The 10,091-nt window shown below is 67.3% G+C and carries 9 protein-coding genes; 8 read left to right on the top strand and 1 reads right to left on the bottom strand.

Features of this window, described 5'->3' with window-relative positions:
* From AC1D2E_RS32865 to AC1D2E_RS32830, 8 genes are all read left to right on the top strand, one after another.
* Positions 1–122: NAD(P)(+) transhydrogenase (Re/Si-specific) subunit beta (locus AC1D2E_RS32865; RefSeq protein WP_478201291.1), on the top strand; the 122-nt coding region annotated here is incomplete at its 5' end.
* 116 nt (positions 123–238) lie between these two features.
* Positions 239–1,918, top strand: a complete 1,680-nt coding sequence (locus AC1D2E_RS32860) for a long-chain-fatty-acid--CoA ligase (RefSeq protein WP_478201290.1) — start codon at positions 239–241, stop codon at positions 1,916–1,918.
* A 53-nt stretch (positions 1,919–1,971) separates the two neighbouring features.
* On the top strand, positions 1,972–2,979 hold the full coding sequence (locus tag AC1D2E_RS32855) for an ABC transporter permease subunit (RefSeq protein ID WP_478201289.1): 1,008 nt from the start codon (positions 1,972–1,974) through the stop codon (positions 2,977–2,979).
* Positions 2,980–3,126: 147 nt separating this feature from the next.
* Positions 3,127–4,026: an ABC transporter permease subunit gene (locus tag AC1D2E_RS32850; protein WP_478201288.1), complete on the top strand. Its 900-nt coding sequence runs from the start codon at positions 3,127–3,129 to the stop codon at positions 4,024–4,026.
* Positions 4,027–4,118: 92 nt separating this feature from the next.
* Positions 4,119–5,138, top strand: coding sequence for an ABC transporter ATP-binding protein (locus tag AC1D2E_RS32845; protein WP_478201287.1), 1,020 nt, complete (start codon positions 4,119–4,121; stop codon positions 5,136–5,138).
* Positions 5,139–5,280: 142 nt separating this feature from the next.
* Positions 5,281–6,303 carry a dipeptide ABC transporter ATP-binding protein gene (locus AC1D2E_RS32840; protein ID WP_478201286.1) on the top strand — a complete coding sequence of 341 codons (1,023 nt, stop codon included), beginning with the start codon at positions 5,281–5,283 and terminating at the stop codon, positions 6,301–6,303.
* A gap of 14 nt (positions 6,304–6,317) precedes the next feature.
* Positions 6,318–7,940, top strand: a complete 1,623-nt coding sequence (locus tag AC1D2E_RS32835) for an ABC transporter substrate-binding protein (protein ID WP_478201285.1) — start codon at positions 6,318–6,320, stop codon at positions 7,938–7,940.
* Entirely contained in the window at positions 7,937–8,695 is a 759-nt protein-coding gene (locus AC1D2E_RS32830) for a 5'-methylthioadenosine/adenosylhomocysteine nucleosidase (protein ID WP_478201284.1), read from the top strand. Before AC1D2E_RS32835 ends, AC1D2E_RS32830 begins: the two co-directional genes overlap by 4 nt.
* Before the next feature lie 195 nt (positions 8,696–8,890).
* Here the strand turns inward: AC1D2E_RS32830 and corA are convergent, their stop codons facing one another.
* Entirely contained in the window at positions 8,891–9,877 is a 987-nt protein-coding gene (gene corA / locus AC1D2E_RS32825) for a magnesium/cobalt transporter CorA (RefSeq protein ID WP_478201283.1), read from the bottom strand.
* Positions 9,878–10,091 lie beyond the last annotated feature (214 nt).

The raw sequence follows: 10,091 nt of genomic DNA, 5'->3' as shown, positions 1-10,091 counted from the left end.
AGCGCAGCATGGCCGCGGGCTACGCCGGCCTGGACAACGAACTCTTCTACATGGACAAGACCCTGATGGTCTTCGGCGACGCCAAGAMGGTCGTCGAGGACATGGCCAAGGCGGTCGAGTAGCGCTCGGCGCCCGCAGCAAGACCACGGGCCGCGCAGTGTCGCGGCCCGTGCCGCATCCGAACGTCAAGTTACGATGGCGGTAGATTTCCCCAAAAGATTCGCTCTGGAGACACACAGTGATTGATCGCCCCTGGCTCGGCAGCTATCCGCAAGGCGTGCCCGCCGACATCGATGCCTCGCGCTACACCTCCCTGGTGGCGCTGATGGAAGAAAGCTTCACCAAGTACGCCGACCGCACCGCCTACAGCTTCATGGGCAAGGACCTGAGCTACGCCGAGGTCGACCGCCAGAGCCGCGCTTTCGCCTGCTACCTGCAGGGGCTGGGCCTCGCGAAGGGCGACCGGGTCGCGATCATGATGCCGAACTGCCCGCAGTACCCGATCTCGGTGGCCGGTGCGCTGCGCGCCGGGATGATCGTGGTCAACGTCAATCCGCTCTACACGCCGCGCGAACTCGAGCACCAGCTGAAGGATTCGGGCGCGACCGCGATCGTGCTGATGGAGAACTTCGGCACCACGCTGCAGCAGTGCCTGGCCGCCACGCCGGTCAAGCACATCGTGCTGGCCTCGATGGGCGACCGGCTCGGCTTCCTGAAGGGCGCGCTGGTCAACTACGTGGTGCGCAGCGTCAAGAAGATGGTGCCGGCCTACAGCCTGCCGGGCGCGGTGCGCTTCAACGACGCACTCGACAAGGGTGCCACGCGCACGCTGCAGGCGCCGAAGCTCGGCCCCGACGATGTCGCGCTGCTGCAGTACACGGGCGGCACCACGGGCGTCTCGAAGGGCGCCGTGCTGTTGAATCGCAACGTGATCGCCAACGTGCTCCAGTCCGAGGCCTGGAACGATCCGGTCATGCAGAAGGTGCCGGCCGGCGAGCAGCCGACCAGCGTCTGCGCATTGCCGCTGTACCACATCTTCGCCTTCACGGTGAACATGATGCTCAGCATGCGCACCGGCGGGAAGCTGATCCTGATCCCGAATCCGCGCGACATCGCCGCCGTCCTGAAGGAACTGTCGAAGCACACCTTCCACAGCTTCCCGGCCGTCAACACGCTGTTCAACGGGCTGGCGAACCACCCGGACTTCAACACCGTCAACTGGAAGAACCTCAAGGTCTCGGTCGGCGGCGGCATGGCGGTGCAGGGCGCGGTGGCCAAGCTCTGGCTCGAGAAAACCGGCTGCCCGATCTGCGAAGGCTACGGCCTGTCGGAGACCTCGCCGTCGGTCACCTGCAATCCGACCACCAGCACGGCCTACACCGGGACCATCGGCGTTCCCTTGCCGAGCACCGAGGTCAAGCTGCTCGACGACGACGGCCGCGAGGTGCCGCTGGGCGCCGCGGGCGAGCTCGCGGTCCGGGGGCCGCAGGTCATGGCCGGCTACTGGCAGCGGCCCGACGAGACCGCCAAGGTCATGACACCCGACGGCTACTTCAAGACCGGCGACATCGCGGTCGCCGACGAGCGCGGCTACTTCAAGATCGTGGACCGCAAGAAGGACATGATCGTGGTCTCGGGCTTCAATGTGTATCCGAACGAGATCGAGGACGTGGTCGCGCAGATGCCCGGGGTGCTCGAATGCGCCGCCGTGGGCATCGCCGACGAGAAGACCGGCGAGGGCGTGAAGCTGGTGATCGTCAAGAAGAACCCCGAGCTCACCGAGGCCGAGGTGCGGGCCCACTGCCGTGCCAACCTGACCGGCTACAAGCAGCCGCGGGTGATCGAGTTCCGCACCGACCTGCCCAAGACGCCGGTGGGCAAGATCCTGCGCCGCGAACTGCGCGACGCCAAAAAGTAGTAAGGGTTCGGCCGGGGACCCGACCCGGCATCGCTCTTGCATATTGGGGATGAATGTTCAGATTCATCCTGACTCGCGCCAGCCTGCTCGTGCCGACCTTCATCGGCATGACGCTGCTCGCCTTCTTCCTGATCCGGCTGGTCCCGGGCGACCCGATCGAGACGCTGGCCGGCGAGCGCGGCATCGACCCGGTGCGCCACGCGGCCCTGCTCAAGGACTACGGGCTCGACAAGCCGCTTTTCACGCAGTACGGCATCTACATCGGCCGGGTCCTGCATGGCGATCTCGGCAAATCGGTGATCACGCAGGAGCCCGTGATGAGCGAGTTCCTGGCGCTGTTCCCGGCCACGGTCGAGCTGGCGCTGTGCGCGATCCTGTTCGCGCTGCTGCTCGGCATCCCGGCCGGCATCCTGGCGGCGGTCAAGCGCAATTCAGTCTTCGACCATGGCGTGATGGCGACCTCGCTGACCGGCTACTCGATGCCGATCTTCTGGTGGGGTCTGCTGCTGATCCTGTTCTTCTCGGTGCAGCTCGGCTGGACGCCGGTCTCGGGCCGGATCTCGGTGCAGTATTTCATCGAGCCGGTCACCGGCTTCCTGCTGGTCGATACGCTGCTGTCCGACGAGAAGGGCGCCTTCGTCTCGGCGCTGCAGCACCTGATCCTGCCGGCCGTGGTGCTCGGCACCAACACGCTGGCCGTGATTGCGCGCATGACGCGCTCGGCCATGCTCGAGGTGCTCGGCGAGGATTACATCCGCACCGCGCGCGCCAAGGGCCTGGCGCCGCTGCGCGTGGTCGGCGTGCATGCGCTGCGCAACGCGCTGATCCCGGTGGTCACGGTGATCGGGCTGCAGGTCGGCGTGCTGTTCACCGGCGCCATCCTGACCGAGACCATCTTCTCGTGGCCCGGCGTCGGCAAGTGGCTGATCGAGGCCATCGGCCGGCGCGACTATCCGGTGCTGCAGGGCGGCATGCTGTTGCTCGGAGTGATCGTGATGACGGTCAACGTGCTGGTCGACGTGGCCTACGGTTTGATCAACCCCCGCATCCGGCAAACATGAGGAATCACCCCCGAAGCGCCTGCGGCGCCTCCCCCTCGAGGGGGCGATACCAGCGGCCCGGCAAAGCCGGTTCCGCGGTATCCCTGGACTTGAGCCGCGCCGATTTCATCCGTCGCAAGTCGCACGATCATGCGGCGGAGCCCTGAGATGAACAGCACAACCGTTCCGGTCGAACAAGGCAGCGCGCCGCCCGGCCCCTGGCGCGAGTTCTGGGGCTCGTTCTCGGCCAACCGCGGCGCGGTGATCGGCCTTGGCGTGATCGTTGCGCTGCTGCTGGTGGCGCTGTTCGCGCCGTGGCTGGCGCCGCACGCGCCGAACCAGACCGACAGCACGGCCTTCCTGCRGCCGCCGGCGTGGCAGGAGGGCGGCTCGGTGGCGCACCTGCTGGGTACCGATGCGATCGGCCGCGACATCCTCTCGCGGCTCATGTTCGGCGCCCGGCTGTCGTTGTCGATCGGCGTCGCGGTGGTGGCGATCTCCGCGGCGGTCGGCATCGCGCTGGGCCTGATCGCAGGCTTCGCCCGCGGCGTGCTCGAGATCACGATCATGCGGCTGATGGACGTGGTGCTCACCTTGCCGAGCCTGCTGCTGGCGATCGTGATCGTCGCGATCCTCGGCCCGGGCCTGATCAATGCGATGCTGGCCGTGGCGGTCGTGGTGCTGCCGCATTACGTGCGCATCACGCGTGCGGCGGTGATCTCCGAGGTCTCGCGCGACTATGTCACGGCGGCGCGCGTGAGCGGCGCCGGCACGCTGCGGCTGATGTTCCGCGAGGTGCTGCCCAACTGCGCGGCGCCGCTGATCGTGCAGGCTTCGCTGGGCGTGTCGACGGCCATCCTCGACGCCGCGGCGCTGGGCTTTCTCGGCCTCGGCGCGCAGCCGCCTTCCCCCGAGTGGGGCACCATGCTGGCCGATGCCCGCGAGTTCGTGCTGCGGGCCTGGTGGGTCGTGACCTTCCCGGGCCTCGCGATCCTCGCGGCGGTGCTCGCGTTCAACCTGTTGGGCGACGGGCTGCGCGATGCGCTCGATCCCAAGCTCAAGCGCTGAAGCTATGGACCCCCACGCTCACCACTTCGTGTATTCGCTGCCCTCCGAGGGGGCGCAGGCCTCCCTTGGGGCGGCCCGGCGGGAGGCCTGACATGCCGCTCCTCGACATCCGCGACCTTCATGTGGAATTCCCGACGCAGGGCGGCACGCTGCACGCGGTCGACGGCGTGAGCTTTCGGCTGGAGCAGGGCGAGGTGCTCGGCATTGTCGGCGAGTCGGGCTCGGGCAAGAGCGTCACGATGATGGCGCTGATGGGCCTGATCGGCTGGCCCGGGCGGGTGCGCGCCCAGCACCTGCGCTTCGATGGCCACGACCTGCTCGGCATCAGCGACCGGGCGCGGCGCGGGCTGGTCGGCAAGGACGTGGCGATGATCTTCCAGGAGCCGACCACCAGCCTGAATCCCTGCTTCACGATCGGCTGGCAGCTGATGGAGACGCTGCGCCTGCACCTCCATCTGGACAAGCGCGAAGCGAAGAAGCGGGCCACCGAGCTGCTCGAGCAGGTCGGCATTCCGGCCGCGTCGTCGCGCCTCGGAAGCTATCCGCACCAGCTTTCGGGCGGCATGAACCAGCGCGTGATGATCGCGATGGCGATCGCCTGCAATCCGAAGCTGCTGATCGCCGACGAGCCCACCACCGCGCTCGACGTCACGATCCAGGCCCAGATCCTCGACCTGTTGCGCAGCCTGCAGAAGGAGCGCGGCATGGGCCTGGTGCTGATCACGCACAACATGGGCGTGGTCAGCGAAATGGCGCAGCGCGTGGCCGTGATGTATGCGGGCCAGGTGATGGAGGAGCGCGGCGTGGCCGAGCTGTTCGCGGCGCCGCAGCACCCGTACACCGCGGCACTGCTGGCGGCGCTGCCGGAGCGCGCGGCCGGCGAAGCGCGGCTCGCGACCATCGCGGGCGTGGTGCCCGGCGTTCATGACCGACCCGGCGGCTGCCTGTTCGCGCCGCGCTGCGATTACGCGACGGAACATTCGCGCGCGGTGCGGMCCGAGCTGCGCGACTGGATGGGCGGCCAGGTGCGCTGCCACTATGCGCTCGGCGATCCACGGCGCGGCGAGGCGCTGGCACGCGATGGCGCGCGCATCGTGGAGTTCGTGAAATGAATCACCCCCGAAACGCCTTCGGCGCTTCCCCCTCGAGGGGGCGATACTGGCGGCCCGGCGAAGCCGGTTCCGCGGTATCCCTGGCCTTGGCTGCGCCGGTTTCATTCGTCGCGCGAGGCGCATTGCGCCATGGACCACTTGAATGAACGAGACAGTCGTGGTCGAGGCCCAGGACCTGCAGCGCGTGTACGCGGTGCGACGTGGCCTGTTCCGCGCGCCGGCGCATCTGCAGGCGGTCGGCAATATCTCGTTTCGCATCGAACGCGGCCGCACGCTCGCGGTGGTGGGCGAATCCGGCTGCGGCAAGTCCACGCTGGCGCGCATGGTCGCGCTGATCGAGAAGCCGACCGCGGGCTCGCTCCGGCTGGTGGGCCACGACGCCATCGATCCGCCGCACGAGCGCCGGCGCGAGCTGCGCCAGGCGGTGCAGCTGGTGTTCCAGAACCCCTACGGCTCGCTCAATCCGCGCAAGAAGATTTCCGCTGTGCTGGAAGACCCGCTCGCGATCAACACCCAGCTCGGCAAGACCGAGCGCGCGTCGAAGGCGCGCGACATGCTGGCCCGCGTCGGCCTGCGGCCCGAATACGCCAACCGCTACCCGCACATGTTCTCGGGTGGCCAGCGCCAGCGCATCGCGATCGCACGCGCGCTGATGCTCGACCCTCGACTGCTCGTAGCCGACGAGCCGGTGTCGGCGCTCGACGTCTCGATCCAGGCCCAGGTGCTGAACCTGCTGGCCGATCTGCAGGCCGAACTGGGCCTGTCCTATCTCTTCATCTCGCACGACCTCGGCGTCGTGCGCCACATCGCGCACGAGGTCCTCGTGATGTATCTGGGACACGCGGTCGAGCAGGGCCCGAAGTCGCGCATCTTCGCCCGACCGCTGCACCCGTACACGCAGGCGCTGCTGGCCTCGACGCCGGGCCTCGCGGCGGAGCGCATCGTGCTCAAGGGCGAACTGCCCTCGCCGTTGGCGCCGCCGTCGGGCTGCGTGTTCAACACCCGCTGCGCGCACGCCACCGATCGCTGCCGCAGCGAGCGGCCGCTGCCGCGCCTGCTCGACGAACGCAGGGTGGCCTGCCACCATGCCGAGAAGTTCCTGGATGGCGCGGCGGATGTCCGCGCCGATCGTTCCCCGCCCGCGTTCGCGCGGCCTCAACCCTGAAGGAGCCGAGCCCCATGTCCCCCACCTCCCACCTCTCGCGCCGTCTTCGCGCCGCTTCGCTACTGGTGCCGGCGGCGCTGGCGCTTGCCTGCGGTGCCGCGTCGGCGAAGACGCTGGTCTTCTGCTCCGAGGGCAGCCCCGAGAACTTCTATGCGGCCGTGAACACCACGGGCACGTCGTTCGACGCCACCACGCAGGTCTACAACAACCTCGTCGAGTTCGAGCGCGGCACCACCAAGGTCGTCCCCGGCCTCGCCGAGAGCTGGACCATCTCGCCGGACGGCCTGGAGTACACCTTCAAGCTGCGCCGCGGCGTGAAGTGGCACGACACGTCCAAGAGCTTCAAGCCGACGCGCGACCTCAACGCCGACGACGTGATCTTCATGATGGAGCGGCAGTGGAAAGAGAACGACCCCTACTTCAAGGTCACGAGTTCCAACCACTCCTACTTCAACGACATGGGCATGCCCAAGCTGTTGAAGTCGATCGACCGCATCGACGACTACACGGTGAAGTTCGTGCTCAACAAGCCCGAGGCGCCCTTCCTCGCCAATCTCGCGATGCCCTATGCGGGCATCCAGTCGAAGGAATACGCGATCGCGATGCTCAAGGCCGGCACGCCCGAGAAGATCGACCAGGACCCGATAGGCACCGGCCCCTTCTACCTGGTGCAGTACCAGAAGGACGCGATCGTGCGCTTCAAGGCCTTTGCGCAGTACTGGGGCGGCAAGGCCAAGATCGACGACCTGATCTTCGCGATCACGCCCGATGCCTCGGTGCGCTGGGCCAAGCTGCAGAAGGGCGAGTGCCACGTGATGCCGTATCCGAATCCGGCCGACCTCGACGCGATCCGCAAGGACCCGAACGTGCAGGTGCTCGAGCAGGCCGGCCTCAACGTCGGCTACCTGGCCTACAACACGCAGAAGAAGCCCTTCGACGACGTGCGCGTGCGCCGCGCGCTCAACATGGCGATCAACAAGAAGGCGATCATCGACGGCGTCTACCTGACGACTGGCGTCGCGGCCAAGAACCCGATCCCGCCGACCATGTGGTCCTACAACGACGCCATCAAGGACGACCCCTACGATCCCGAGGCCGCCAAGAAGCTGCTGGCGCAGGCCGGCTACCCGGACGGCTTCACGACCGACCTGTGGGCGATGCCCGTGCAGCGGCCCTACAACCCGAACGCCAAGCGCATCGCCGAGCTGATGCAGGCCGACCTGGCCAAGATCGGCGTCAAGGCCGAGATCAAGACCTTCGAGTGGGGCGAGTACAGGAAGCGGATGCAGGCCGGCGAACACCAGATGGGCATGCTCGGATGGACCGGCGACAACGGCGACCCGGACAACTTCATGTACACGCTGCTGGGCTGCGCCTCGGCGCAGTCGAACGGCAGCAACGTGGCCAAGTTCTGCTACCAGCCCTATGAAGAACTGGTGGTGAAGGCCAAGAACGTGCCCAAGCAGGCCGAGCGCGAGGCGCTCTACAAGAAGGCGCAGGTGGTCTTCAAGGAACAGGCGCCGTGGTTCACGATCGCGCATGCGGTGCAGCTCAAGCCGGTGCGCAAGGAAGTGGTCGACTTCAAGCTCAGCCCCTTCGGCCGCCACACCTTCTATGGCGTCGACATCAAGCAATGACGATCGCCATCGTCGCCGCGATGCATGAAGAGCTCGGCGCGTTGCTCGCGCAGATGCCCGACGAGCAGCGCGTGCGCGTGGCGGGGCGCGACTTCTGGGTCGGCCACCTGCACGGCCAGCCGGTGGTCGCGGTGCTGTCGCGCATCGGCAAGGTGGCGGCGGCGCTCACGGCCACGGTGCTGCTGGAGCGCTTCGGTGTGCGGGCGATCGTCTTCACCGGCGTCGCCGGCGGGCTGGCACCGGGGGTGCAGGTGGGCGACGTGGTGGTCGCCACCAAGCTGTTGCAGCACGACCTCGACGCCTCGCCGATCTTCCCGAAGTACGAGGTGCCGCTGACCGGCCATGCGCGCTTCGCGGCCGACACCGCCATCAGCGATGCGCTCGCCGCCGTGGCCGCCGGCCTGCTGGGCGACCCGGTCGCGCTGCTGGGCAAGAAGGTGGTCGAGGATTTCGGGCTGACAGCGCCGGCGGTGCACCGCGGCCTGCTGGTGAGCGGCGACCGCTTCGTCTCGACTGCGGCAGAAAGCGCCGAGCTGCGCAGCGCGCTGCCCGACGCGCTGGCGGTCGAGATGGARGGCGCCGCGGTGGCCCAGGTCTGCCACGACTACGGCGTGCCTTTCGCCGCGGTGCGCACCATCTCCGACCGCGCCGACGACGAGGCGCACGGCGACTTCACGCGTTTCGTCTCGGCCGTGGCGAGCCGCTACAGCCTGGCGCTGGTCGATGCCTGGCTGGCGACACTCTCGCCGCAATAAGAACCAGGCCCGCCCAGGCCACTCTGCTCGAGGGCACCCGCGGAACCGGCTCAGCCGGTCCGCTGGGTGCGCCCCTTGAGGGGCTGAGGGCCGCGGCTCCAAGCCTGCCTGCGCAGGCTTGGACGTGCCCGAAGAGCAGCCGCCTCTGGCGGCCGCCCGTAGGCGGCTACACGAAGTGAGCAAGCAACGGGGTGCTCACTTCAACCAGCCGCGACGGCGGAAGTACCACATCGGCACCATGGCGCTGGCGATCATCAGCACGATCGCATAGGCGTAGCCGTAGGTCAGATCGAGTTCGGGCATGAACTTGAAGTTCATGCCGTAGACGCTGGCGATCAAGGTCGGCGGCAGCAGCGCCACGCTGGCCACCGAAAATATCTTGATGGTCTTGTTCTGGTTGATGTTGATGAAACCGACGGTCGCATCCATCAGGAAGTTGATCTTGTCGAACAGGAAGGCCGTGTGGTTGTCGAGCGATTCGATGTCGCGAAGAATCTGCCGCGCTTCCTCGAACTGCTCGGCGTTCAGCATCCGGCTGCGCATCATGAAGCTGACCGCGCGGCGGGTGTCCATCACGTTGCGGCGGATGCGCCCGTTCAGGTCCTCCTGGCGCGCGATCAAGCCCAGCACCTCGCCGGCCAGCTCGTCGCTGACGTTGCCCGACAGCACCTTCTTGCCGGCGATCTCGAGCTCGTCGTAGATGTTCTCGAGCGTGTCGGCCGAATACTCGGCGTCGGCGTCGAACAGCTTCAGCAGCACTTCCTTGGCGTCCTCGATCAGCCCGGGGGCGCGCCGCGCGCGCATGCGCAGCAGGCGGAACACCGGCACGTCCTCGTCGTGGATCGAGAACAGCACGCCGCGGCTGCGCAACTCGGTGTTGTGCTGGTTCAGGATGAAGGCCACGCGCACCGAGCGCGGGTTCTCGTCGTCGGCGATCAGGAAGTCGCTGCGGATGTGGAGCTCGCCGTTGTCCTCCTCGTAGAAGCGCGCCGACTCCTCGATGTCCTCGTCCATCGCGTCTTCCGGGATCGACAGGCCGTAGTACTGCTTGATCCAGCGCTTTTCCTCGACCGTGGGCGATTCGAGGTCGACCCAGATCGGCTGGAACTTGGACAGCTCTTCGAGGGCCTCGATCTCTTCCTGGACGAGGCGGCCGTTGGCAAGCGTGAAGATGTTGAGCATGGCTCATTCCCTTGTAATGTCTGGCGGTTGGGCGAGGGATGGGGCGCTTTCAATTCCCTCGCAACGGCGCGTCAGAAGGGAAGTGAAAGCTGCCGAGACGGATCGATTTCCATGCGCGAGTCTCCGGTTGCAGCGAGGCGCGATTATGTCATTCGGCCCTTGGCGCCGCCGGTCCCGGGCTGGACGGACATCCAGTACAGTTGCATCGATGCAG

It is taken from the genome of Variovorax sp. P1_H2 (assembly GCF_056405295.1).
Note: the sequence above shows the minus strand (reverse complement) of the source record. Positions and strands in the feature narration are given on the sequence as shown.

Coding starts and splice junctions, on each gene's coding strand:
- AC1D2E_RS32855 (WP_478201289.1), top strand. CDS start 1,972: ATGTTCAGATTCATCCTGACTCGCGCCAGCCTGCTCGTGCCGACCTTC.
- AC1D2E_RS32840 (WP_478201286.1), top strand. CDS start 5,281: ATGAACGAGACAGTCGTGGTCGAGGCCCAGGACCTGCAGCGCGTGTAC.
- AC1D2E_RS32835 (WP_478201285.1), top strand. CDS start 6,318: ATGTCCCCCACCTCCCACCTCTCGCGCCGTCTTCGCGCCGCTTCGCTA.
- corA (WP_478201283.1), bottom strand. CDS start 9,877: ATGCTCAACATCTTCACGCTTGCCAACGGCCGCCTCGTCCAGGAAGAG.